Below are 24,267 nucleotides of genomic sequence, written 5' to 3' on the forward strand. Positions count from 1 at the left end.
CTCCTACTCCTCATTTGTAGGTGAACAGGCTGACCATCAGCGGATATCCGATCAGGACCAGCAAGATCATGATCATCATCGTGGATGGGATGTCCAGTTTGGACGTGCGAGTCTTGGCCCCCTCCAGCGCCCGCACCCGGATCTGGTCGCGCAGCGAGGCCGCCTGGGCGCGCAGCGTCTGGTACACCTGCGCGCCGTCGGTGCCGGCGCTGCGCATGATGTCGGCGAAGCTGGTCAGCTCGACCACGCCGATGGTCGAGGCGAGCGCCTTCATCTCGTCCCACGGGGCGCGCATCTGCAGCTGCGCGCTCAGCAGCGTGGTGCGCAGCCGCACGTACGGCCAGCCGTCGCAGATGCTCGCCGAACGCTCCATCGCCTCGACCGCGCCGTGCCCCGAACGCACCTGGTGCGCGGTGAGCGTCGCGTAGGTGCACAGCGCCCGGACGAACTCGACCCGGGCGGCCTTCGCCTTCTTGAGCATGTCGTAGTGCGCGAGCGCGGCCATGCCCAGCGCGAACAGCAGCGTCCCGGCCGCCGGCACGGCCGGCGGCACCGAGCGGCCGGCCACCACCAGGCCCACCGTCGCCACCACCGGCAGCAGCAGCCCGAGCAGCCCCGACAGGGCCACACTGGACACGTGCCGCTCCGGGCTGCGGTCCAGGATCGCGAGATCGGCCATGGGCAGCCGCAGCCTCGACATCCAGTCACCCGCGGGCGCGGGCGTCTCCGAGGGCGGGGCGAAGTGCGGGTCCACGCCCGGGTGCAGCCGCCGCAGCGCCGGCCCGAGCGCCGGCGTGGCCGGCACGAACTGCACGACCAGCAGGTACAGCCCGAACCCGGCGAGCGCGCCGCCCGCGATGCCCAGCGCCAGCCACAGGTTGCCGCCGATCATGCCGCCACCTCGCCGTTCCACCTGGATCGCCCGCTCACGGCGTCACCTCCGGGACCGCGGCGTGCCGGTCCGAGCGCAGCAGGCGCGGCAGCCGCTCCGGCAGGGACAGGCCCCGGATCCACATCATCAGGGCCACGTAGAGGCCTGCCAGCGAGGCGAGGATGAGCTGGCCGAGCCCGGTGCGGTACGGCGCGGCGTAGCCGGGGTTCAGCGCGCCGAACCCGACCATCAGCACGGTCACCCCGGTCAGGAAGCGCACCGTGAACCGGGCCGACGAGCGCTCGCTGTCCACCGTGGCCCGGGCGACGATCTCCTCGGCCAGGCCGTTGGCGATGTCGAGCAGCGCCAGATACAGGCCCTCACCGCCGTCCGCGGACTGCAGGATCAGCGGCGCCACCACCTCGTCGCTGCTGGGGTCGTCGAGCTCGTCGGCGAACGCGCGCAGCGCGGTCGCCAGGTCGGTGCCCGCCTGCAGCCGCGCGGCGAGCGTGCGCACCTCGGAGCCGAGCAGCGGCGGCGCGGTCCGGGCCGTGGCCACGATCGCGGCCTGCAACCCGATGCCGTTGCGCACGTAGTCGCTCACCCGCCTGGTCCACGCCTCCAGCGCGGCGAGCCGGGCCAGCGCCTTCTTCTCGGCGGTGGCCGCGGAGAACAGCCACGGCACCCCCGGCACCGCCAGCGCGACGATGACCCCGCCCACCGGCCATCCGGTGACCAGCCAGGCCGCCGCGCCCGCGCACACCGCGAAGATCAGCACCCCCTGGTGGGTACGGCGCTGCGCGGCGGTGCGCCCCGGCCCGCGCCAGAACCGGCGCAGCCACAGCCGGGTCGGTGACGCGGGGCCGGGCGGGCGGGTCGTGCCGATCGCGAACAGCACGGCCAGCACGATGCCGGAGCCGGCCGTCAGCACGGACAGCGCCGCGAGGATCCGGATCATTGGCGCACCCGCTTGACGTGCAGCTCCCTGGTCCAGGCGCCCCGGTTGTGCGAGCCGGCCTCGATGTAGGGCACCAGTTCGCGCGGGTCGTAGCCGACGTCCATCAGGTCGTCGCGGATGCGCTCGGGCAGGTGCCGCGGCACGGCCCGGCCGTCCGGGCCCGGCCCGAACACCGTGGTGGTGACCACGCGGTCCTCGCGCATGCCGCCGACCTCGATGACGTGCGACACGAAGCGGTGCTCGCCGCCGCCGATCGCCCGCTCGTCGACGACCGCCGTGTACACGATCAGGTCGATGCCCTGGGCGGCCATGCGCAGCGCCTGGTCGGCGCCGATGTCGTTGCCGTACGAGCAGGCCAGCTGCACGATCGAGTCCATCACCTCGCGCGCCTGCCGGGCGTGGATGGTGCACATCGCGCCGCGGCTGACCGTCATCGCGCGCAGCATCGGCACGATCTCCCGGCCGCGTGTCTCACCGACGATGACCCGCCGCACGCCGAGCCGCTGGGTGATCGGCATCATGTCGTGCAGCGTCTTCTCGCCGCGGCGCTTGCCGTTGTTGTCGTACTCCCCGTGGCCTTGCAGGGCTTCGAGGCTGATCACCCAGTTCTCGTCCGACGGTTGCAGGGACTCGTGCAGCCCCAGCTCCCGGGACTCCTCCAGGGTGATGTACGGCTCGCCGACCGGGATGGTGCGGCCCAGCGCGCGCAGCAGCGTGGTCTTCCCCGACGCGGCCAGCCCCGCGATCATGATGTTGGCCCCGGACTCCAGCGCCTTGATCAGGAACCGGTACAGCAGCAGGTCGATCATGCCCCAGCGGTCGCGCAGCTCCTCCAGCGTCGCCGTGAACAGGCTGTGCTTGCGGATGTAGACGATCGGGCGCGGCGACACCTTGTACAGCACCGTCATCCGGGAGCCGTCGGGCAGCTGCATGTCCAGCTCGGGATTGGACTCCGACAGCTGCCGCTCGGTGGCCGCCACCCGCATCGCCAGCACCTGCAGCATGCCGATCAGCTCGTCGTCGGTGTCGGCGACCGGCTCGCCCCGGCTGCGGCTGCCGTCGGCGTGGTGCAGCAGCACCTGGTCGCAGCCGATGATGTGCACGTTGGTGATCTTCGGGTCGTCCAGCAGGCGCTGCAGCCGGCCCGCCCCGAACATGCCGGCCACCACCGCGTCGAGCAGCGCCTGCTCGTACGCGGGGCTGACCGGGGTGCCGGCGTGCGCCATCGCCACCACGTAGTCGGCGATGACCTCGCGGCCGATCCGCGACGCCGTCTCCCGCCGGTGGGCCGGGGTGACGTTGGCCGCGTCGGCGAGCAGGCGGGTCAGCGTCTCGGTGACCCGGCCCTGCAGCTGACGCACGACCGCGTAGTCCACCGGCGCCGGCGGCGCGGCGTGCGCGCCGGGCGGCTGGTGCGCGTAGGCGGGCGGCTGGGCCGGATAGCCGGGCGGCTGGTCGGGGTGGCTCGGCTGCTGGACCGGGTAGCTCGCCCGGGTGTGCCCGTTGACCCGGGGCACCGCCGCGGGCTCCGGCGGGATCGGGATGAACCGCGGGGCCGTCACGACGTCACCGGCAACGGTTCGGTGTCGCGGCGGGACAGCGCGCTGTCCATCCGGCGGCTCGCGATCAGACCGGTGACGCTCTCGTAGGCTGCGGCCGACTTGCGCATCAGCGCGGCCCGGCGGCGGCCCCGGCCGTCGCCGCACAGCGCCCCCGCGGTCGCCGGGTCCCACGGCAGGTTCGCCACCACCGGCACGCCCAGGTGCCGGGAGACCTCCCGGCCCGCGATCCCGCCCCCGATAAGCAGCAGGCCGAGGCTGTTCTCCACGAACCCGGCCGGCAGCTGGCGGCGCATCGCGCCGACCGCCGAGAGCGCCGGCGACACGGTGCGCAGCGAGTGCGGCCGCAGTGCCAGCAGCACCAGGTCGGCCCGTGCCAGCAGCGCCCATGGCGGGTGCGCGGACGACAGCCGCCCGCAGTCGGCGATCACCATCTGTGCCGTCATCCGGGCGAAGAACTCGCCGAGGCTGGTCCAGGCGAGGTTGAGGGTGGCGCTCTGGCCCGGCTCGGTCAGCCCGGGCAGCGCCATCCGCTGCTGGCGGGGCGCGTCCAGGTCGATGAGGTTGCCGGCGAGCTCCTGCTCCGCCGTGCCGCGCAGCGCCGCCGACGCCAGCGGCAGCACCCCGCGGTTGGCGGGCAGCTCGTACCGGGCGAGGTAGCCGGCCAGCAGGTCGCCGCCGGCCGGGTCGCACTCGGCCAGCAGGACCGGCGACGGCCAGGTCAGCGTGAACGCCAGCGCGGCGGTGGAGACGCCCGGGGAGCCCTTGGCGGAGACGATCGCGATCAGAGTCATCGGCGGCCGCTCACGATCCGTCGAGGGCGAGCACGATGCGGTCGGCGGCGGCGAGCGCGGCCACCGAGGGCGCGTCCACCGTGGCCACCTCCACGTTGATCACCGTCCGGCCGGACCTGGTGCCCGGGGACAGCGACACGATGGTGGCCGTGACGGTGCGCGGCGGCACCAGGTCGGGCGCGTCCGGCCCGCCGGTCCGTTCGGGCACCACCACGAGCAGCACCTGGGCTCCCACGGACAGCCGGGCGGCCGAGGGCATCCGGTCCTCGCCGAGCGCGAGGCCGATCAGCTGGTGGCCGGGCGCCGGCACGGGCGTCTCGGTGACCTGGTCCAGCGTCAGCAGGGTGCCCGGGACCAGCGCCATGACGGCGCGCTTGCCGATCACCTGCGCGGCGTTCGCCGCCGGGATCGGGCGCAGGCCCACCGCCTGGTTCACCCGTACCACGACCAGGTCCTCGCGGCTGATCTGTGCGCCCTTGCCGACCGGCCGGGCCATCGCCAGGTAGTCGTGCGTGCCGCCGATGCGCTGCGCGACGTACGCCGCGGTCAGCGCGCCGACGATGATGAGGAGCACGGCGAGCGCGCCCTGGGCCAGCGACCGCCGCCGGGGAGCGGTGCGGGGCACCGGGATCGGCGCCGCGGGCAGCGCCCGCGCGGGCGCACTGGTGTTGACGCTCATGCCGCCTTGCCTCGTTTCTCGACGTTCCCGCCGGCCGGACGCCGGCTCACTTGTTCACGACCTGCATCTCGTCGATCCGGACCTCGGTGGTGGTGAACCGCTCGATGTCGAGGTCGCCGGTCTCGCCGCCGCCGACGACGTGCCACTCCACGTGCCAGGTGGTGGTGCCGCGCACGTCGTAGGTGCCGTCGGCCTCGCCGCGGGAGGGCTGGGTGTACCTGTGCCCGCAGGTCGGTGACGGCTTGTTGCCGTCGGCGGGGTGGTACGGCGTGCCGGGCGAGTGGCACACGACGGTCGTGCCGTCGCCCATGCTCCATTCGATCTTGGTCGCCGTCGCGGTGGCCTCGACCGTCAGACCGGGCACGAACGCATGGCGGGTGACCGAGCCCCAGGTGCCCTCCCGCACCGGCGTCCACATCCACACCGGCAGGCCGACCAGCCCCGCGCCGCCGGGATCGGGCGCCATGTGGATGTCGGGCCCCTTGATGGGCATCAACTTGATCGCTTCCACGGCCAGCAGCATCGGCGAGGGCATGGCCCCGTATCCCGGCGGCGGGGCGGTCAGGTACTCGTCACTGCCCTGCTGCCAGCCCGCGGACAGGCCGCCCCAGCACCAGACGGCGTACATCCTGCCCTTCGCCGGGTCGTGGCCGCCCCAGATCGGGTCGTCGTCGGCGAGCTCCAGGCGGTTGTAGTAGCAGCTGTCGGTGTGGTTGAACCAGCCCATGCTCAGGTCGTGGCAGGGGATGGGGTCGACGAAGTCCTCGTGCTCGCAGTCGATGCCGTTGCCGCCGCCGCCTCCCCCGCCGCCACCGCCGCCGCCCCCACCACCACCGCCACCGGTGACGACGAGGATGCAGGGGCCGTTGTTGGGCGGGCAGTAGATGTAGTCGGCGTGCGCGGGGCTCTGCGTCACGACCAGTGTCAGCGCGAGCGTGACCGCGGTAGTGGCGAGCGTGGCCAGCACGCGGGTCCGGGTCAGCACGACGCCGCCCGGTCGGTGTGCGAGTCCACCCAGCGCCAGACGCTGTCCGGGTAGAGCCCGGCGCGCAGGGTCACCGGGTAGCGCTTGTTCTGCCCGGGGGCCGCGACGGATTTGCGGGTCTTCTTGTTGACGGTGTCCGTGCCGGCGTCGTCCACGCAGGCCTCCACGACGATCGAGGTCGCGCTGACCGAGACGACCCGGCGCAGCGTGACCGTGGGTTTTCCGGTGCGGATCAGTCCCTGCTCCGCCAGCAGCCCGAGGTCGCGCTCCAGCAGGGCCATGTAGCGGCCGGCCGCGTACCGGTAGAGCGGCCGCCGGGTGATGTCCTTGTTCCAGTCGTACTTGCCGGTCTGGCCGGCGGTGAGGTAGACGCCGTTCAGCTTCTCGAAGGCCGTCCAGGCGGCGTCGACGGTGCGCTGCTGGTCGTCGCTGAGCGCGGGACCGGGCGACGGGCGCGTCGCGGGCTGCGTCGGCAGCCCCGCGGGCTCCGGCACCTCGGCCGAGCACCCGGCGAGCGCCAGGAGAGAGACGACGGCCAGCAGCGCCGTGGCGGCGCCGACCGACCGTCCTCTTCGGCTGTACGGAATCATGCGCCCCCCTCGTCCCCGACGAGCCTCGCTGAGTCCTTCACCTGCCAGAAGTTGTTGCCCTGGAAGCGGATCCCCCCGCATCAGACGGCCGATCGTACGATGAACTCCGCCGATATAACAAGGGGTGAGTAATAGCCACACGGACAGTGTTTGTCATCAGATCTTCCATTTACGACTCACGATCATTCCGATCTCGATCGTCTCGTCGGCGCGGAAGGCTCCCCTGACAGCGGGCTTCGATCCATCGAACATGACAAATGGTAAGCGCAGCGCCCCGCGTCATGAATGCGACGGCGCGGGGCGAGAGGCGCAGCGGTCCGCGCGCGCCGGAAACCATGACCGATTCCGCATATCAGGCAAACAGCCTTTGATCGCCCGGTAAGATGACAAAGTTATCGATGGGGAGTGATGGCTGTGGTGACTGCCGGCAAGAGCACGAGCTTCGCCGAGGTGCCCGGGCGGCTGGACGACGTGCTGGGCTGGTTCGCCCGCATGCGCGAGCGCGACCCGGTCAGCTGGGACGAGCACTACGGCGCCTACCAGGTCTTCCGGTACGCCGACATCGAGAAGGTGCTCTCCGATCCGGCGGTCTTCTCCTCCGACCTGACCGGCCTGGTCCCGCCGCAGGAGGAGATCGAGCTGTTCAGCCGCGGCAACTTCGTGCGCATGGACCCGCCCCAGCACACCAAGATGCGCCGCATCGTCAGCAAGGCGTTCACCCCGCGGGTGGTCGCCGGGCTCGCCCCGCGCATCGAGGCCATCACGAACGAGCTGCTCGACCAGGTGACCGGGCGCGAGCGCGTCGACCTGGTCCAGGCCCTGGCCTACCCGCTGCCGGTGACCGTGATCGCCGAGCTGATCGGCGTGCCCGCCGCCGACCGCGACGTCTTCCGGCGCTGGGCCGACGAGCTGCTCAGCGCCCAGGTGCCGGACACCGTGATCCCGGACGAGCAGATGATGCAGCAGGCCGGCAAGCGGCTGCGCGGCATGATCGACTACCTGCTGGCGCACATCCGGCAGCGGCGCGCGAACCCGGCCGACGACCTCACCAACGCCCTGATCGAGGCCGAGGTCGACGGCGAACGCCTCGCCGACGAGGAGATCGTCGGCTTCCTCGGCGTGCTGCTCATCGCCGGGCACATCACCACCACCACGCTGCTCACCAACACGGTGCTCTGCCTGGACGCGAATCCTGACGCCGCCGCGGCGCTGCGCGCGGATCCCGAACGCATCCCGGCCGCGCTGGAGGAGGTGCTGCGTTACCGCTCGCCGTTCCCCCGGCTGGCCCGGCTCACCACCGCCCCGGCCATGGTCGGCGAGCGGCAGGTGCCCGCGGGCAAGGTGCTGATCCTGTGGGTGGCCTCGGCCAACCGGGACGCCGCCCAGTTCGTCGAGCCGGACACCTTCGACATCGCGCGTACGCCGAATCCGCACCTGAGTTTCGGGCACGGCATCCACTTCTGCATCGGCGCGCCGCTGGCCAGGCTGGAGGGCCGCATCGCCGTGCAGACCCTGCTGCGCCGCTGCGCCGACCTGGCCGTCGCCGACGGCGTAGAACTCTACGACCCGCGCCTGATGACCGGCGCCCGCGTCCTGCCCCTGCGCGTCCGCTGGTCCTGACCTACCCCACCGCCGCCCGCGCCCGCCATGATCGTTCGATTTGCCAGGCAAGTGGGCGAAAGCGGCCTCAAGATACGCACAGGTGCCAGGCAAGTCGAGCGATCATGAACGCGCCGCGCGCCGCGCGGTCGGGCGTCAGGGGGAGGTGGCGCGCTGGTGGGCGGTGACGGCTAGTTCGACACGGGAGCGGATGCCGAGTTTGGCGAGGATGTTCGACACGTGTGACTGGACGGTACGCCGGGACAGGAACAGCTGGGCGGCGATGTCGGGGTTGGACATACCCGACGCGACCAGCAGCGCGATCCGGTGCTCGGTCTCGGTGAGCGCCTCCCAGCCGTGCTTGGGGCGCTTGCGGGAACCCGGCCGGCCGCGGCGCACCCCGAGCCGGCGCAGCCGCGCGTCGGCCCGGAAGATGTCGCGGCTGGCGTCCATCGCGGTGTAGAGGTCCAGCGCGCGGGTCAGGGCGGCACGGGCCGGTTCGGCGTCGCCACGCGCCGCGTACGCGACGGCGGCGTCCTCGCGGGCCTGCGCCTCGTACAGCCGCCAGCCGCAGTCGGCATAGGACTCCGCGGCGGCCAGCAGCAGGTCAGGATCACCCTCGGCCAGCCCCCGGCACAGCCGGGCGGTCGCGGTCAGGCTCACCGCGGGCTGCGCGGCGGCCAGCTCCTCGGTCTTGGCGACGAGCGCGGCGGCGCGGTCCCGGTCGCCCGCCGCGGCCGCGAGCCGGGCCAGGTCGGGGCAGATGTGGTACATCACCCGGTGCGGCAGGTGGTCCCGCGCGGAGGCGTGCTCCCAGAACGGGTAGAACAGGTCGAGGCAGTGCTGCGCCCGCGCGGGCTCCTCCTGCAGCACCCGCGCCCAGGTGTCCAGGTAGACGTACTGCGCCTCGGCCGCGCCGCCCTGCCCCTGCGCCACGATCGTGGCCTCCGGCACCGGCTCGCCGCGGTGGATCGCGATGAGCCGGCGCAGGCCGCGCAGCCACGGCTTGTCGCCCAGCGGGTCCGGGTACTCCAGCCCGGCCTCGATCTCGGCGAGCGCGTCGTCCCAGGCCCCGGTGAGGAAGCGCAGCTGTGCCCGCAGCGCGTGGACCAGCGTCAGGTACGGCCCGCCGTAGCGCTGGTTGCTCACCAGCGCGTCGGCCAGCTCCTGCTCGGCCTCGTCCAGCCGGTCCAGCTGCAGCAGGCAGTAGCCGCGCAGCACGCACTGCCCGGCGGGCATGTCGGGCAGCACGCCTTTTCCCAGGTCGGCGATAGCCTGCTCGCTCAGCGCCAGCCCCTGCCCGATGTCGCCCTCGACGAAGCGCAGCACCCCCTGCACGAGCCGCCCCAGCCCCACCGCGTACCCGTCGCCGGCCTGCTCGCCGTGCTTGATCGCGAGCGCCGCGGCGTTCGCGGCGGCCTGGTGCTCGCGCAGGAAGAACCGGCACTTCGCGCAGAACCCGTGCAGGCGCCCGACGTCGGCCGGGGGCAGGTCGTCGGCCGCCAGCGCCGCCGTCGCGACCTGCACCGCGTCGGCCTGCCGGCCCTGCCGGAACAGCGCGTCCATGAGCAGCCAGTACAGCGTGCTGCGCCGGTGCGGGTCGGGGTCGAGCCGGATCGCCTCCCGGGCCGTCTGCTCGGCCTCCTCCAGGCTGCTCTCCCAGATCAGCGCCCGCACCAGGTGGAAGCGCAGCTCCCCGGCCCGTTCCTCGGAAACCGCGGCCAGCGCCCGGCGCAGCAGCCGTACGGCCGTGGCGGGCGCTCGGGCCATCAGCTCGTCGGCGGAGGCGACCAGCCAGTCCAGCGTCCCCGCGTCGAGGGCGGTGCCCGCGATCAGGTGTTCGGCGACCCGCTCCACCGGGGCCCCGGACGCGGTGAGCACCTGCCCTGCGCGCAGGTGCAGCGCCGTGCGCATCTGCTCGGGCACACCCTCGCACAGCGCCTGGCGGATCAGCGCGTGCCGGAACTCCAGGTACGGCCCGGCGTCGACGACCACGCCGGCGTCCAGCGCCGTGAACATGACCTCCGACAGCGCCATCGCCGGCATCTCCAGCACCGCCGCCAGTTCCCCGACGTCGATGGCGCGGCCCAGCACCGCCGCCTGCTGCAGCGTCTCGCGCTCCTTGCGGGGCAGGAAGGACAGCCGGCGCAGGATCGTGTCGAGCAGCGAGCGCGGCATTCCGGCGTCGGCGGCGTCCGGCGTCAGCTCCGCGGTGCCGCGTACCACCCGGATCCGGTCCTCGCGCGTCAGCGCGGCCAGCAGTTCCGTGACGTAGAACGGGTGGCCGCCCGCGCCCGCCACCAGGCGGCCCAGCCGCGGACCGGGCGGCGCGCCGAGCCGGTCGGCGACCAGGGCGGTCACCGCCGCCTCGGGCAGCGCGGCCAGCTCGACCAGGTCCGCGCCGCGCGACTGCAGGCTGCGCAGCAGCCCGGCGGCCTCGGCGCGGCTGGTGGCCCGGGTGGCGACCACGACCAGCAGCGGGTACTCGTCGATGCCGCGGCCGAGGCGGTGCAGCACCACCAGGCTGGCCGGGTCGGCCCACTGCACGTCGTCGACGATGACCGCGACGGGGCCGGCCGCGCACCACGCGTCGACCAGGTCGAGGATCGCCTCGGTGACCGCGAGCTGGTGGTTGGCGGCGGCCGCGCTCAGCGCCAGCACGCCCTCGCCGCGCAGCAGCCGCGCCACCCGGGCCTGGGCCGGGTCGTCGGTGACGGTCAGCAGCCCGAGGCACGCGCCGATGGCGGAGAAGGGCAGCTGCTGTTCGAGGTCCTCGGCCGCGCCCCGCTGCACCCGCATGCCGAGCCGCCCGCACTCGCCGGCGGCCGCGTCCAGCAGGCTGGTCTTGCCGATGCCGGGTTCGCCCTCGACGAGGACCGCGGCGCCGGTTCCGGCGGCCGCCGCCCGGGCCAGCTCCCGCAGGAGTTCGACCTCGGCATCGCGGCCCACGAACACAGGCGCCGCCATGGGACAAGCCTAGTCGTCAGGCATGTCCCAGGCGGCGCCATGGGGCCGAACGTGGCCGCCTCGCGGGCCGCCGTGTTCGGGGTGGGGTGGGATGGGTGCGAGGAACGTCAGTGGTCCGCGCGTCCGGCGTACATCTCGTTGACGACGGTGAGCACGTCATGGATGGAGGTGCGGGCACGGGTGGCGATGTGCTCGACGGGGGCGTTGCTGGCGAACGCCTCCCGGATCGCCGAGCGCAGCGAGCCGGCGTCGTGGGCGGTCGTGCCGCCGGTGGCCACGGCCTGGTCGATCAGGCACAGCGCGTGATCCGCGGTGACGTACATGCTCATCTCCCAGCTGCCGGCTCGTCGTCGTGGTCGGTGCGGAGGACCGGACCTGCCTGCCCGCATGGCGGAGCGACGAGCGCCGGTGCTTCCGTGACATCCACGATCCGGCACCCGGCGCACCGAAACATCCGCCACCCGGCGGTACTGCGCGCCCGACTCATACCTTTTTATAGTAAAAAGCTCCGTTCGTGCCCGTCTTTCGGCAGAAACGGAGCCTTCGAGCACCCCGGACTCAGCCCGGATGCACGCCGACGGCGTCGCGGATCTTGAAGCCCTCCCGCGCGTCGGCCGAGCGGGCGCAGTGCGCGCAGCAGTAGAAATGCCCGGACACCTCGACCCCGTGCCCAATGATCTTGCATGCGCAGTGCTCGCACACCGGCGCCAGCATGTGCACCGCACACTCGAACGAGTCGAAGACGTGCACCGCACCCCCGGCGGTGTGCACCTCGAACGACAGCCAGTAGTCGTTCTTGCAGACCTCACACGTGCCCACAGACAACCCCTCCCATCGGCGTATCCATGAACAGTCTCCGGTCAGTCACCGTCTGTTATCGGCAAAACAACCCTTTTGCCCAGGCCGCCGGTGTGATCCGCTGCGTACGCAGCCCGACGTACGCCGCCGCGCGGATGCGGCCGGGCCCGCCGACTCCGTAACCTCGCCCTGTGCACCTGCTCCATCGCCTGGCCGCCCGCCCCCAGCTCGCCGACACCCTGTTCGCACTGGTCGTCGGCGTCCTGGTGATCGGCTGCTCGTTCCCCACGCAGAGCGAGCAACCCGACCGGCTCCGGCTGGACACCACGGCGCTGGCCCTGCTCGCCCTCGGCGCCCTGGCCCTGGTGGTGCGCCGCCGCTGGGCGGTGCTCGCCTGCACCGTCACCTTCGCCGTGGTCACCGTGTTCATCGGCGCCGGCTACCCGTACGGGCCGCTGTTCCTGTACGTCATGATCACCGTGTACTCGCTGGCCGCGTGGCGTGGCACGGGCTGGTCCGTCACGGTGACGTCGGTGCTCGTCGTGCTCTACGTGTGGCTGAGCGCGTGGGTCGAGAAGGAGCCCGACGGGGTGCTGTTCAACCTGGCCACCACCACCTTCTGGCTGGCCACCCCGCTGATCGCGGGCATCGCGGTGCGCGTGCGGCGGCATTCGCTGGAGCAGTCGGCGATCGAGGAGCGGCGGCGGCACGCGTACGAGGAACGCCTGCGCATGGCCCAGGAGGTGCACGACGTGGTCGGCCACAGCCTCGCCGTGATCAGCATGAACGCCGGCGCGGCGCTGCACGTGCTCAGCCGGAGCCCGGACACCGCACCGCAGGTCGAGGAGTCGCTGCGGGCCATCCGGCAGGCCGGCACCGCCGCCCTCGACGAGCTGCGGGTCACCCTGTCCGCGTTCACCGGCGCGTGCCCCGCCCCCGACCGCCCCGCGGCCGGGCTGGGCCTGCTGCCCGAACTCGTCGCCGCGACCAGCTCCGACCGGCTGGCGGTCCAGCTCGACGTACGCGGGACCGCCCAGCCGCTGCGGCACGCGGTCGACCTGGCCGGATACCGCATCGTGCAGGAGGCCTTGACCAACGTGCTGCGCCACGCCGCCGCCCGGCAGGCCGCCGTGGACGTGGCCTACGGCCCGCAGGGCGTCACGCTGACCGTCACCGACGACGGCCGCGGCGGCGCCCCGCTGCCCGGCGGCTCCGGCCTGGACAGCATGCACGAGCGCGCCCGCGCCCTGCACGGCGTCCTGGACGCGGGCCCGCTGCCCGGCGGCGGTTTCCGGGTGCACGCCGTGCTGCCCTACGGCGACGCTTCCGCTGCGGCCCCCGTGCCCGACCGGGAACGTAGCGCGCCACCGCCCCTGCCCGACCGGGCGCGCGGCGTGCACCCGTTGCCGGGCGGGGTCGCATGATCCGGGTCGCGCTCGCCGACGACCAGGCGCTGCTGCGGCTGGCCATGCGCACCCTGCTCAGCTGCGAACCCGACCTCGAACTCGTCGGCGAGGCCGAGGACGGCGTCGGCGCGCTCGACCTCGTCGCCGCCGAACGCCCGGACGTGCTGCTGCTCGACATCCGCATGCCGCGGATGGACGGGCTGGAGGTGCTGCGCCGCCTCGACGGGCCCACCCGGGTGATCGTGCTGACCACGTTCGAGCTGGACGAGTACGTGTTCGAGGCGCTGCGGGCCGGGGCGTCGGGCTTCCTCACCAAGGACGCCGAGCCGGCCGAGCTGCTGCGCGCGGTGCGGGTCGTGGCGGCCGGGGACTCGCTGCTGTCGCCGGCGGTGACCCGCCGGGTCATCGAGCGGTTCGGCGCGGCCCCGGGGGCGGCTCCGCCGCTGCGCGTACACCCCGACCTGCACCTGCTCACCGACCGGGAGCGGGAGATCGTGGGCTGGGTCGCGACCGGCCTGTCCAACGACGAGATCGCCGCGGGCCTCGTCGTCAGCCCCGCCACCGTACGCACCCACGTCAGCCGCGCCCTCATCAAACTCCACGCCCGCGACCGAGCCCAACTCGTCGTCATCGCCTACCAGTCCAACCTCCCCATCCCCCACCCCTGACCCCGCCCCGCCTGCCGCGACTCTTGAAGAGGCGCGCCCATCCCGTCGATCCACAGCCGCATCTCTTCAAGAGTTGCGACCGGGGGTTGGGCGCGGCGGGGCGTAGGTGGGGATACGCGCTCGTGCTGATGTGCGCGACGGGGGTGGGCCGGGAACCTGGCCGGGTTCCAGAACCCGAACAGGAAGGCCGCCCATGTCCTCCGCCTGGCAGCGGATCGCCACCGCCCCCGCCGGCCGCCGCACCGCCTGGTCCGTGCTCGTCGGCTGGCTGCTCATCGCCGTGTCCGCCACCATGTTCGCCAAGGTCGGCGACGTCGAGACCAACGACCTCAGCTCCTGGCTGCCGGCCTCGGCCGAGTCGACCCGCGCGCTCGAACTGGCCGACCGCGAGTTCCCGGCCGCCGAACCGGAGCAGCTGCTGCTCGTGTACGCCCGCGAAGGCGGCCTGACCAGCGCCGACCGCGACGCGGCCGCCGGCGACGCCACCGCGCTGGCCGCCCTCGCCGCAGGCCCGGTGTCCCCGCCGATCCCGTCGCAGGACGGCGCGGCGCTGCTGGTCACCGTGCCGCTCAGCCCGCAGCAGACCGCCGAGGAGGCGATCGGCCCCGTGCTGGACCAGGCCCGCACGGTGCTGGCCGAGGGCCTGCCCACCGGCCTCGGCGCGTGGATGACCGGCGGACCGGCCGCCGGGGCCGACTTCGACGCCGCCTTCGACTCGCTGGACACCACGCTGCTCGGGGTCACCGTCGGCGTGGTCGCGCTGCTGCTCCTGCTCACCTACCGCAGCCCGGTGCTGCTACTGGTGCCGCTGGTCGCCGTGGGCGTCGCCAGCCAGCTCGCGAGCGCGCTGGTCTACGTCGGCGCGAAGTACCTCGGCCTGGTCGTCAACGGGGCCAGCGCGGGCATCCTCACCGTGCTGGTGTTCGGCGCGGGCACCGACTACGCGCTGCTGCTGATCTCCCGCTACCGCGAGGAGCTGACCCGGCACGCCGACCACCGGCAGGCGATGCGCCTGGCCCTGCGGCACAGCCTGCCCGCGATCATCGCGTCGGCCGCCACGGTGATCCTGGCGCTGCTCACGCTGCTGGCCGCCGGGCTCAACTCGACCCGGGGCCTGGGCCCGGTCGCCGCGCTAGGCATCGTCTCGGCGCTGCTGGCGATGACCACCCTGCTGCCCGCCCTGCTGGTGATGTGCGGGCGGCGGGTGTTCTGGCCGCTGATCCCCGCGGTACGCGACACCGCGGCGCCGGCCCGCGGACCGGGCCTGTGGGCGCGCACCGCCGAGTTCGTGGCCCGGCACGCCCGCCCGATCTGGATCGTCACCGCGCTCGCCCTGGCCGCGCTCAGCCTCGCGGCCACCACCCTCGGCACCGGCCTGCGCCAGTCCGAGTCGTTCGTGACCAAACCCGACTCGGTACGCGGCTTCGAGGCCCTCGCCGAACACTTCCCCGCCGGCTCCGGCGACCCCACCGAGGTGTACACGAACACCGCCACCGCGACCCAGGTCACCGGCACGCTGCGCGCCCTGCCCGGCGTGGCCGAGGTCGGTGAGGCGGAGCCGTCACCGGCGGGCGGCTGGACCCGGTTGCGCATCGTGCTCGCCGACGCGCCGTCCAGCGACCGGGCGGAGCAGACGGTGCTGCGGCTGCGCGACGCCGTGCACACCGTCGACCCGTCGGCCCTGGTCGGCGGCGCGACCGCGCAGGAACTCGACGAGAACACCACCATGGACGCCGACCTGCGCCTGCTCATCCCGCTGATCCTGGCGGTGGTGCTGGGCGTGCTGATCGTGCTGCTGCGCTCGCTGGTCGCGCCGCTGCTCCTGCTCGGCAGCGTGCTGCTGTCCTTCGGCGCGGCCCTCGGCGCGGCCGCGCTGGTCTACCACGCGATCGGCTTCCCCGCGATCGACCGTTCCGTGCTGCTGCACGGCTTCCTGTTCCTGGTGGCGCTCGGCGTCGACTACACCATCTTCCTGATGACCAGGGCCCGCGAGGAGGTCGCCGAACACGGCCACGCCCAGGGTGTCACCCGCGCCCTGTCCGTCACCGGCGGCGTGATCACCAGTGCCGGCGTCGTGCTCGCCGCCACGTTCGCGGTGCTGTCCCTGATGCCGATCGTCTTCATGGTCCAGGTCGGCATCCTGGTCGGCCTCGGCGTCCTGCTGGACACCTTCGTCGTCCGCACCCTCCTGGTCCCCGCCCTCGTCCACCACGTCGGCCCCCGCACCTGGTGGCCCCGCCACCCGTGAGCGCAAGGAAGGGCACCTTCACATCGCTCCGCGAGGTGAAGGTGCCCTTCCCAACTTTCGACCACCGAGTGAGCCTCGCCGGCGTACCCGGCAGACCAGTTCACGCTCCGGGCTGATGCCGACAACCGATCACTCACGGTGTGCCAATCTCACGATCTTGGTGCGCGCCATATGGTGATCTTGGTGTATGCTCGATGGCATGACGCGCATCACGGTGGACGTCAACGACGAGTGGCTGGAGGCTGCGATGGAGGAGCTCGGAACCACCACGAAGGTCGCCACGATCAACGAGGCGCTGCGCACGTTCGCCGCGCGGCGCAGGGCACGCGACATCATCGCCGCTTTCGGCTCGGTGCAGATGGACTACACGGGTGCGGAGCACGCTTTCGGTCACGGCGGTGGCCGCGACCTGTCCAGGCTGGAGGAGGACGCCCGCCAGGCGGACGCGCACCGGGCGGCGTGATGGCGTCCCCGATCTTCCTGGCCGACACCTCGGTCTACGTCCTGCAGAGCCGCCATGAGCAGGTACGCCGCCGGTTCGAGCAACTGCTGCTGGAGGGCAGACTCGCGGCATGCCACATGGTGGCGCTGGAGTTCCTCAACAACGCGCCCGACCCGAAGGCATACCGGATCCTGCACGAGGCCATGCTGAGTCAGCGCTGGCTTGATGTGACCACGGCTGCCATGGACCGGGCGATGGAAGTGCACCTCAGCCTGGCCGCCAGCAGCCAGCACCGGCACTTCAGGCTCCCCGATCTGATCATCGCGGCGACGGCCGAGCAGCATGGCGCGACCGTGTTGCACTACGACGCGGACTACGACCGCATCGCGGCCGTCACGGGGCAACCCGTCGAGTGGGTCGCCCCGCGCGGATCCCTTTAGTCCAGGCAGGCGACCGGCACCTGCTGCACCGCGTTGTTGGCGAAGCCACCGCGGTTCCAGGCCTGGTCGATCGGCTGCTCCCCGCCGAGGGCGTCGACGGCGCGGGCGGTCAGCAGATGCGAGCCCGGCACCGCGTCCCACGCGTACGTGAAACGCCGCCACGCCCACCGGTGCCCGCCCTCCGGCTCCAGCTCGGCCGCCGACCAGGTCTGCCCGCCGTCCACGCTGACCTCCACCGAGGTCACCGGCGCGCGGCCGGACCAGGCCCGCCCCTCCACCAGCACCGGCCCCGGGCGCACCACCCGGGTGCGGGACATGAAGTCGGGGAAACCCGGCGGGGCCAGCAGCGCCCGCGGCGCGATCCGGGTCACCGGCACGCCCGGGTCCTCGGCGTCGCGGCGCACCCGGTACGCCACCGCCTGCTGGAAGCCCTCGAACGGCCGGTCCACCAGGGTGATCTCGCGCAGCCACTTCACGTGCGCCATGCCGTACCAGCCCGGCACCACCAGCCGCACCGGGAAGCCGTGCTGCGGCAGCAACGGCGCGCCGTTCATCTGGTACGCCAGCAGCACGTCCTCGCCGAGCGCCTCGTCCACCGGCAGGCTGCGCTGGTAGTCCTGCTCGACCCCGCGCTCCACCCCGTGGTCGGCCCCGGTGAACACCACCTCCACCGCGAACGGGTCGATCCCGGCCGCGGCCAGCACGTCACGCAGCGGCACACCGGTCCACTCCGCGGTGCCGACGGCCTCCACCAGCCACGGCTGGCTGACCGGGCGGGGCAGCAGCCGGGCCCGGCCGTTGCCCGCGCACTCCATGGTCACCCGTACCGTGCGGGACGGCATCGCGCGCAGCGCCGCCAGGTCCAGGATCAGCGGCCGGTCGACCAGCCCGCCGACCGCGACCTGCCAGGACGCCTCCTCGGCGTACGGGATGTCGTAGTGGATCAGCAGGTAGTGCAGGCCGGCCGGGGTCACGTCGTAGCGCAGCGCCTCCAGCGGCATGCCGTGGTTGCGGGCGGCCAGCGCCAGCTCCTCGGCGCTGATGCCCTCGTCCGGGGCGGCCAGGCGGCCGGGGCGGCTGACGTCGTTCAGGGTCATGTCCACCCGACCAGCATCACCCCTCACCCCGCCCGCACGGAACCCGACCCGCCCTACCCGGCACGCGGCCCGGACGGCGTTATCCGATTGCGTGGCGCGCGATCATCGAACGATGACCCCGAACCGTGCCGCGGCGCTGTGCTCGCTGCGCGGGCTGGCCCTGGGTGACGCCTTCGGCGAGACCTGGTTCTTCCAGCCCGCCGACAAGTTCCAGTGGCTGCTGGAGGAGCGGCAGGCCCGCTCCGGCCCCTGGCCGTGGACCGACGACACCGCGATGGCGCTGTCCCTCGTGCGCGTGCTCACCGAGCACGGCGCGGTGGACCAGGACGCGCTGGCGGCGGTGTTCGCGAACGCGTACGACGCCGACCCGTACCGCAACTACGGGCCGTCCATGCACGGGGTGCTGCGCGCGGTGTTCGAGGGCGAGCACTGGCGCGAGGTCACCGGGCGGCAGTTCGGCGGCCAGGGCTCGTGGGGCAACGGCGCGGCGATGCGGGTCGCGCCGCTGGGCGCGTGGTTCTCCGCCGACCTGGACCTGGTCGTCGCGCAGGCCCGCGCCTCGGCCGAGGTCACCCACGCGCACCCCGAGGCGGTGGCGGGCGCGGTCGCGGTCGCCGTGGCGGCGGCGCTGGCCGTCTCCGGGACCACCGCGGGCGAGCTGATCGAGGGCGTGCTCGCGCGCACCCCGGACGGGGAGGTCGCCGCCGGGCTGCGCCGGGTGGCGCGGCTGCCGTTCGACCGGCATCCGACCTGGGTGGCCGGTGAGGTCGGCTGCGGGCTGCGCATCTCCGCCCCGGACACGGTCCCGTACGCCGTGTGGTGTGCCGCGCGGCACCTCGACGACCTGACCGAGGCGCTGTGGGCGACCGCGTCGGCGGGCGGCGACATCGACACGACCTGCGCGATCGTCGGCGGTGTCGTGGCCGCCCGCACCGGCCTCGACGCGGTGCCCGCCACCTGGCGGGAGGCCTGCGAGCCCCTGCCCGCCTGGGTCGCCGCCGCCTGACCGCGGCCTGCCGTTCAGGGGCGCAGCGTGCCCGTGGGCGGCAGGCCCGCCGACGCGGTGACGTGCACGGCGGTCGTCCACCAGCGGCTGTCGAGGCGGCCCGCGGCGGTCCAGTCGATGACCCAGTCGAGCATGCACAGCGGCGGCTCGTCGTAGCTGTCGGGCAGCGGCAGCAGGGTGATGCCGCCGTCGGGCTCGACGTAGCCGTCCAGGGGCAGTTGCCGGGGCATCGCCAGGCGCGAGGGCAGCAGCTTCCACGCCCGGTGGGACGGGTAGCTGTGGTCGGTGGCCCAGGTGTCGATGATCCCCGCCCGGACCAGCGGCCGCAGCAGCGACGCGGTGTCGGTGCAGAGCCGGTCGCGCTTGGGCTGGTACGGCGTGAAGCTGAGCAGCCGCGCCCGGGTCAGCTCGACGCCGCCCGGCTCGCCCGCCCGCGCTTCGGGGAGGTCCCAGGGTTCGGCCTCGTCGCCGTCGGCCCACTGCTCGGGAGCGTCCGGTCGGGACTCGCCGGGCTCGTCGTACGCGCGCCGCCGCCGGCCGACGCGCACCTGCCGGTCGTAGGACTCGACGAGTGCGGTCTCCGGGTCGCCGCCGTACCCGTCCTGGTGGGGCGCTGTGTCGGCGTGAGATACGTCATCGAGGGCGAGTCCCCCGGACCCGGCCGGCGGGTCGTCCGCGGGCCGCTGCGCCGAACCGCGCATTCGGGACGTCCACATCGCCGCACCTCCAGAAGTCCCGGGGAATGGGACGGGACGGGATGAATTCCGGTCCGCCAGAAGGAGTAACGGGTGATCTTTCCGTCGGGTTAGCGGTGTTCAGGCAGTACACAAGGCCGGTTCAGGAAGTTCCTTCCCGGTAACATTCGTCCGAACGTATGTGGCGAGACGCCTTCACGTTGACGAAACATAGCTTCTTGTGCCGGGCCGCCATCGCAATAGACGTCGCTTCCACCCTGCCACCAGCGCCATCGCCGCAGTCTTCGCGGTCGCGCTGGTCGTTTCGGGTGCCTTCCTCGCCTACCGCCAGCTCGCCGAGCCGGCCTGCTCCGGGGAGGCGCCGCTGACCGTGGCCGCGCCGCCGGAGATGGCGCCGGCGCTGCAGGAGACCGCCGCGGCGCTCTCCGCGCAGAAGGCCGAGATCGACGGGGCCTGCATCGCCGTACAGGTGACCGCGGCCGACCCCGCCGACGTGGCTGCCGCCGTCGCCGCGCTGCGCGGGCTCTCGCTGACCGGTGTCGGCCAGCCCAGCGGCAGCACCCAGGTGCCCGACGTCTGGATCCCGGACTCGGCGACCTGGCTGGCCCGGGTGAGCGCCGCCGCGCCCAACACCGCCGTGCAGGAGGCGCCCTCGATCGCGCGCAGCCCGGTCGTGGTGGCCATGCCCGAACCCGCCGCCACCGGCCTCGGCTGGCCGACGGCGAAGCTGACCTGGCCGGCGCTGCTCCAGCAGATGACCGCGGGCACCAAGCTGCACATCGGCATCGTCGAGCCGACACGCGACTCCGCCGGCCTGTCCGGCCTGCTGGCCATGGCGTCGGCGGCGAGCACCTCGCCGAACGCGCAGGCCGCCACGACCGGCGCGCTGCGCACCCTGGCCGCGGGCCGCTCCGCGCTGCGCCAGGACATACTGGCCCGGTTCCCCCGCGCCAACGACCCCGCCGCGATCGCCTCCGGGCTGGGCGCGGCCCCGCTGTCCGAGCAGGCCGTCATCGCCTACAACGCGGCGAAGCCGCCGGTGCCGCTGGCCGGGCTCTACCTGGAGCCGGCGCCGATCGCGCTGGACTACCCGTACGCCGTGATGCCCGGCATCGAGCCGGAGCGCCAGGCCACGGCCGGCCGCCTGCTGGAGGCGCTGCAGACGCCCACCTTCCGCGACCGGCTCGCCAAGATCGGCCTGCGCGGGCCGGACGGCGGCTTCGGCACGGGCGCGACGACACCGCGCGGCGCGCCCGAGGTGATGGGCGCTCCCGCCCCGGCCGCCTCGCCGACCGCCGCGACCACCACCGCCGCCGTCGAGCGCATCCTGTCCACCTGGGTGGCCGTGACGCTGCCGGCGCGCATGCTCGCCGTGATCGACGTGTCCGGCTCGATGCTGCAGCAGGTCGCCACCGCGGGCGGCGCGACCCGTGCCCAGGTGACCCTGGAGGCGGCACGGCGCGGCCTGGGGCTGTTCGACGACTCGTGGGCGGTCGGCCTGTGGACCTTCTCCACCGAGCTGGACGGCAAGAAGGACTACAAGCAGCTGATGCCGATCGGGCCGCTGTCGTCGAACCGTACGAAGATGCTGTCGACGCTGTCCGCCATCCAGCCGAAGCCGACCGGTGACACGGGTCTCTACGACACGATCCTCGCCGCGTACCAGACCGTGCAGAAGGACTGGGATCCCGGCCGGGTCAACTCCGTGGTGCTGATGACCGACGGCGACAACGACGACAACAACGGCATCTCGCACGAGGCGCTGCTGGCCAAGCTGAAGGAGATCGCCGACCCGGCGCGCCCCATCCAGGTCGTCATCCTCACCATCGGCGACGTCAGCACCGACCCCTTGAACCAGATCACCAAGCTGACCGGCGGCGGCGTCTTCTCCGCGAAGGACCCCGCCAAGATCGGCGAGATCTTCCTCAAGGCCATCTCCCTCCGCTCCAGCCAACCCAGCTGACCCACCCCGGGGGCGGCCTCGCGCCGCCCCCGCCCGCCCGCCGTCCTGGCGCACCCGTTTTCCATCGACGTTGGCCTATCACATCGAGTATTCGGCGATCGAACTCGATGTGATAGGCCAACGTCGATTAAAGGACGGAGCGGGCAGGGCGGGGCGGCGGGTGGGCCAGGGGAGGCGTGGGCGACCCGCGGGCGCGGGGTGGCCGAGGCGGGTGGTCGGTGGGGCGTGGGAGTATCCGGGGATGTTGAGTGGGGAGCTGCGGCGGTTGCCGGCGGTGGCGCGCGGGATCGCCGAGGCGGCGGTCGACGCGGTGGACGCGGCGCGGGCGCGCGACGCGGAAGCGCTGGCCGGGGCGGCTGACCGGCTGGCGGCGGCCGACGCCGAGCACGTCGGGCTGGTGCTCGGCAGCGTGGTCCGCGCGCTGCTGGAGGATCTGCACCCGGACGGCCTGGCCGGCGAGGACATCCAGGACGTGCTGGAGCAGTGCGTGCGCGAAACCCTGGCCTGGACCGCCGACCTGGACGTCGACACCCTGGTCACCGTGCTGACCGGCGCGCTGGGCGTGCACCAGCAGGAGGACGGGGCGCCCCGGCCCGACCCGCGCAGGCTCGCCTGGCACGCCCCGGTGCTGCTGGCTTACCTGCTCACCCTCTCGGGACGGCGGCTGGAGCCGTACCTGACGGCCGCGTTCGCCGAGATCATGCGGGCCGAGACGGTCGAGATGCCGTAACGCGAAGAACCCTTTGTCCTAATATGAGGTGACTCAGGGGGCGGGGGTGCACGGTGCTCGACTGGCTGGGCGACCTCCTGCGCAGCACTCCGGGACTGGCCCTGTTCGCCTGCCTGGCGGCCGGTTTCGCGCTGGGCCGGGTGCGCTTCTGGAAGATCACCCTCGGCGGCGTCGCCGGCACGCTGCTGGTCGCGCTCGCCGTCGGCCTGCTGAACGTCACCCTCAGCCCCGAGCTGCGCAACGTCGCCTTCGCGCTGTTCATCTTCACGCTGGGCTACCTGGCCGGGCCGTCGTTCTTCGCCCACCTGAACCGCAGGGCGCTGCGCTACGCCGTGTTCACCGCGATCCAGGTGGTGACCCTGGTCGCGCTGGTCTGCCTGACGACCGTGGCGCTGCGGCTGGACCAGGGCACCGCGGCCGGGCTGCTGGCCGGCGGCACCACGTCGTCGTCGGTGCTCGGCACGGCCGGGGAGGCGATCGGCGCGCTGCCGGTGGGCCCCGAGCGGGTCCGCGAGCTGCAGTCCAACCTCGCCACCTCGTACTCGATCGCCTACATCTTCAGCCTGGTCACGCTGATCCTGTTCACCAGCCAGCTGGTGCCCGTGCTGATGCGCGTCGACCTGCGCGAGCAGGCGAGCGCGCTGTGGCGCAAGCTCGGCGGCGAGCCCGAGCGCTCGGAGAGCACGGCCCGCGCGGTGCCGGGCGTGGTGGGCCGGGTGTACGTGGTGGCCGCCGCGCACGGGCGCACGATGGCGCAGCTGGCCGAGGCGCTGGGTGACGGCGCGGCGGTGGAGCGGCTGCGCCGGGGCGGCGAGATCACCCCGTTCGAGCCCGGCACGGTGCTGCGGAGCGGGGACCGGCTGGCCGTGGTCGGCCATCGCGAGACGCTGATCCACGCGGAGCGCCTGATCGGGCCGGAGACGCTGGGCACCGGCCGCGACCCGCTGAGCCTGGACGTGGTGGAGGTCGTCATCACCGACCCGCGCTACCGCGGCTGGACGCTGGAGCAGCTGCACCGGCAGGTCCCGCCGCGCGGCGTGTTCGTCACCGGCCTGTCCCGAATGGAGCACGACCTGCCGGTCAAGCCGTCCACCGACATCACCACCGGCGACACGGTGCGGCTCACCGGCGCGACGCACGACCTCGCCGCGTACACCCCGCTGCTCGGGGTGCGGATCAACCCGGCGGTCAAGGCGGACCTGAGCTTCATCGCGCTCGGTGTGGTGGTGGGCATGCTGGTCGGCAAGCTGGCCATGCCGGTGGGCGGGGTGCCGCTGTCGCTGGGCATCGGCGGTGGCTGCCTGTTCAGCGGGCTGTTCTTCGGCTGGCTGCGGGCCCGGCACCCGACCTACGGGCAGTACCACCCGGCCGCGGCGCAGGTGATCCAGCAGTTCGGCCTGGCCACCTTCGTGTGCGCGGTCGGGCTCAGCGCCGGCCCGGCCGCGATCACGCTGATGAAGCGGTACGGCGCGGTGCTGCCGGTGACGGCGGTGCTGGTGACGGCGATCCCGGCGCTGCTGAGCCTGTGGGTGGGCAGCCGGCTGATGAAGCTGCCCGCGCCGCTGGTCGCCGGCTCCATCGCGGGCCAGCAGTGCAGCACCCCGGCGGTGGACGCGGTGCGGGAGGCGGCGGGCAACACCACGCCGCTGCTGTCGTACACCATCGTCTATGCCTTTTCGGCGGTGCTGCTGCCGCTGCTGGGGCCGCTGATCGTGGCCCTGTCGGGGGCGCTGCCATGAGACGCGATCTTTGGCGTGCCGCCCGGTTAGCGA

General features: G+C 73.2%; 22 protein-coding genes. 10 read left to right on the forward strand and 12 right to left on the reverse strand.

The features are described from left to right. Positions 1-10: 10 nt before the first annotated feature. From Cco03nite_RS05025 to Cco03nite_RS05055, 7 genes are read right to left on the reverse strand one after another with little or no spacing between them, the layout of a single operon-like run. Positions 11-892, reverse strand: coding sequence for a type II secretion system F family protein (locus Cco03nite_RS05025; RefSeq protein WP_203688881.1), 882 nt, complete (start codon positions 890-892; stop codon positions 11-13). Positions 893-926: 34 nt separating this feature from the next. Further along, positions 927-1,829, reverse strand: a complete 903-nt coding sequence (locus Cco03nite_RS05030; protein WP_203688882.1) for a type II secretion system F family protein — start codon at positions 1,827-1,829, stop codon at positions 927-929. Next, positions 1,826-3,346 carry a TadA family conjugal transfer-associated ATPase gene (locus Cco03nite_RS05035; RefSeq protein ID WP_373314212.1) on the reverse strand — a complete coding sequence of 507 codons (1,521 nt, stop codon included), beginning with the start codon at positions 3,344-3,346 and terminating at the stop codon, positions 1,826-1,828. The genes Cco03nite_RS05030 and Cco03nite_RS05035 overlap by 4 nt, the downstream gene beginning before the upstream one ends. 41 nt (positions 3,347-3,387) lie before the next feature. Beyond that, positions 3,388-4,182 (reverse strand): CpaE/TadZ family protein, encoded by a 795-nt coding sequence (locus Cco03nite_RS05040; protein WP_203688884.1) that lies wholly within the window; start codon positions 4,180-4,182, stop codon positions 3,388-3,390. A gap of 10 nt (positions 4,183-4,192) precedes the next feature. Further along, positions 4,193-4,861, reverse strand: a complete 669-nt coding sequence (locus Cco03nite_RS05045; protein ID WP_203688886.1) for an SAF domain-containing protein — start codon at positions 4,859-4,861, stop codon at positions 4,193-4,195. 46 nt (positions 4,862-4,907) lie between these two features. Further along, a complete protein-coding gene (locus tag Cco03nite_RS05050) occupies positions 4,908-5,846 on the reverse strand; it encodes a hypothetical protein (RefSeq protein WP_203688888.1) in 939 nt (312 codons plus the stop codon). Next, a complete protein-coding gene (locus tag Cco03nite_RS05055) occupies positions 5,840-6,436 on the reverse strand; it encodes a hypothetical protein (protein WP_203688890.1) in 597 nt (198 codons plus the stop codon). The genes Cco03nite_RS05050 and Cco03nite_RS05055 overlap by 7 nt, the downstream gene beginning before the upstream one ends. 408 nt (positions 6,437-6,844) lie before the next feature. Between Cco03nite_RS05055 and Cco03nite_RS05060 the strand changes: the two genes are divergently transcribed. Further along, positions 6,845-8,056, forward strand: a complete 1,212-nt coding sequence (locus tag Cco03nite_RS05060) for a cytochrome P450 (protein WP_203688897.1) — start codon at positions 6,845-6,847, stop codon at positions 8,054-8,056. A gap of 135 nt (positions 8,057-8,191) precedes the next feature. On the opposite strand, the gene Cco03nite_RS05065 is transcribed toward Cco03nite_RS05060, so the two are convergent. The 3 genes from Cco03nite_RS05065 to Cco03nite_RS05075 all read right to left on the reverse strand — a co-directional run bounded on the left by Cco03nite_RS05065 (position 8,192) and on the right by Cco03nite_RS05075 (position 11,821). Further along, positions 8,192-11,002, reverse strand: coding sequence for a helix-turn-helix transcriptional regulator (locus Cco03nite_RS05065; protein ID WP_203688899.1), 2,811 nt, complete (start codon positions 11,000-11,002; stop codon positions 8,192-8,194). Positions 11,003-11,109: 107 nt separating this feature from the next. Further along, positions 11,110-11,325, reverse strand: coding sequence for a hypothetical protein (locus tag Cco03nite_RS05070; protein ID WP_203688900.1), 216 nt, complete (start codon positions 11,323-11,325; stop codon positions 11,110-11,112). Between the two features lie 235 nt (positions 11,326-11,560). Continuing rightward, complete coding sequence (locus tag Cco03nite_RS05075) at positions 11,561-11,821, reverse strand: metallothionein (protein WP_120318848.1); 261 nt, start codon at positions 11,819-11,821, stop codon at positions 11,561-11,563. 170 nt (positions 11,822-11,991) lie between these two features. Here Cco03nite_RS05075 and Cco03nite_RS05080 point away from each other — a divergent pair, with 170 nt between their 5' ends. The 5 genes from Cco03nite_RS05080 (at position 11,992) to Cco03nite_RS05100 (ending at position 17,004) form a co-directional block, all read left to right on the forward strand. Further along, entirely contained in the window at positions 11,992-13,224 is a 1,233-nt protein-coding gene (locus tag Cco03nite_RS05080) for a sensor histidine kinase (protein WP_203688903.1), read from the forward strand. Further along, complete coding sequence (locus tag Cco03nite_RS05085; RefSeq protein WP_203688905.1) at positions 13,221-13,874, forward strand: response regulator; 654 nt, start codon at positions 13,221-13,223, stop codon at positions 13,872-13,874. Before Cco03nite_RS05080 ends, Cco03nite_RS05085 begins: the two co-directional genes overlap by 4 nt. Before the next feature lie 193 nt (positions 13,875-14,067). Continuing rightward, complete coding sequence (locus Cco03nite_RS05090) at positions 14,068-16,122, forward strand: MMPL family transporter (RefSeq protein WP_203688907.1); 2,055 nt, start codon at positions 14,068-14,070, stop codon at positions 16,120-16,122. Between the two features lie 199 nt (positions 16,123-16,321). After that, positions 16,322-16,585: a type II toxin-antitoxin system VapB family antitoxin gene (locus Cco03nite_RS05095; RefSeq protein ID WP_203688909.1), complete on the forward strand. Its 264-nt coding sequence runs from the start codon at positions 16,322-16,324 to the stop codon at positions 16,583-16,585. Further along, on the forward strand, positions 16,585-17,004 hold the full coding sequence (locus Cco03nite_RS05100; protein ID WP_203688911.1) for a PIN domain nuclease: 420 nt from the start codon (positions 16,585-16,587) through the stop codon (positions 17,002-17,004). Before Cco03nite_RS05095 ends, Cco03nite_RS05100 begins: the two co-directional genes overlap by 1 nt. Here Cco03nite_RS05100 and Cco03nite_RS05105 read toward each other — a convergent pair. Then, the gene (locus Cco03nite_RS05105) at positions 17,001-18,101 is read right to left on the reverse strand and encodes a sulfite oxidase (protein ID WP_203689132.1); all 1,101 of its coding nucleotides are present in this window, start codon (positions 18,099-18,101) and stop codon (positions 17,001-17,003) included. The genes Cco03nite_RS05100 and Cco03nite_RS05105 overlap by 4 nt on opposite strands. Positions 18,102-18,213: 112 nt before the next feature. Between Cco03nite_RS05105 and Cco03nite_RS05110 the strand changes: the two genes are divergently transcribed. Further along, complete coding sequence (locus Cco03nite_RS05110; protein WP_203688913.1) at positions 18,214-19,107, forward strand: ADP-ribosylglycohydrolase family protein; 894 nt, start codon at positions 18,214-18,216, stop codon at positions 19,105-19,107. A 14-nt stretch (positions 19,108-19,121) separates the two neighbouring features. On the opposite strand, the gene Cco03nite_RS05115 is transcribed toward Cco03nite_RS05110, so the two are convergent. Continuing rightward, complete coding sequence (locus tag Cco03nite_RS05115) at positions 19,122-19,823, reverse strand: hypothetical protein (protein ID WP_203688915.1); 702 nt, start codon at positions 19,821-19,823, stop codon at positions 19,122-19,124. Positions 19,824-20,022: 199 nt separating this feature from the next. Here Cco03nite_RS05115 and Cco03nite_RS05120 point away from each other — a divergent pair, with 199 nt between their 5' ends. The 3 genes from Cco03nite_RS05120 to aspT all read left to right on the forward strand — a co-directional run bounded on the left by Cco03nite_RS05120 (position 20,023) and on the right by aspT (position 24,234). Next, the gene (locus Cco03nite_RS05120; RefSeq protein ID WP_203688917.1) at positions 20,023-21,765 is read left to right on the forward strand and encodes a VWA domain-containing protein; all 1,743 of its coding nucleotides are present in this window, start codon (positions 20,023-20,025) and stop codon (positions 21,763-21,765) included. Positions 21,766-22,006: 241 nt separating this feature from the next. Continuing rightward, entirely contained in the window at positions 22,007-22,495 is a 489-nt protein-coding gene (locus Cco03nite_RS05125; RefSeq protein WP_203688919.1) for a hypothetical protein, read from the forward strand. Between the two features lie 53 nt (positions 22,496-22,548). Further along, positions 22,549-24,234 carry an aspartate-alanine antiporter gene (aspT, locus tag Cco03nite_RS05130; protein WP_239167127.1) on the forward strand — a complete coding sequence of 562 codons (1,686 nt, stop codon included), beginning with the start codon at positions 22,549-22,551 and terminating at the stop codon, positions 24,232-24,234. The last annotated feature ends 33 nt before the right edge of the window (positions 24,235-24,267 follow it).

The organism is Catellatospora coxensis (genome assembly GCF_016862635.1).
In the GTDB taxonomy this organism is placed as follows: domain Bacteria; phylum Actinomycetota; class Actinomycetes; order Mycobacteriales; family Micromonosporaceae; genus Catellatospora; species Catellatospora coxensis.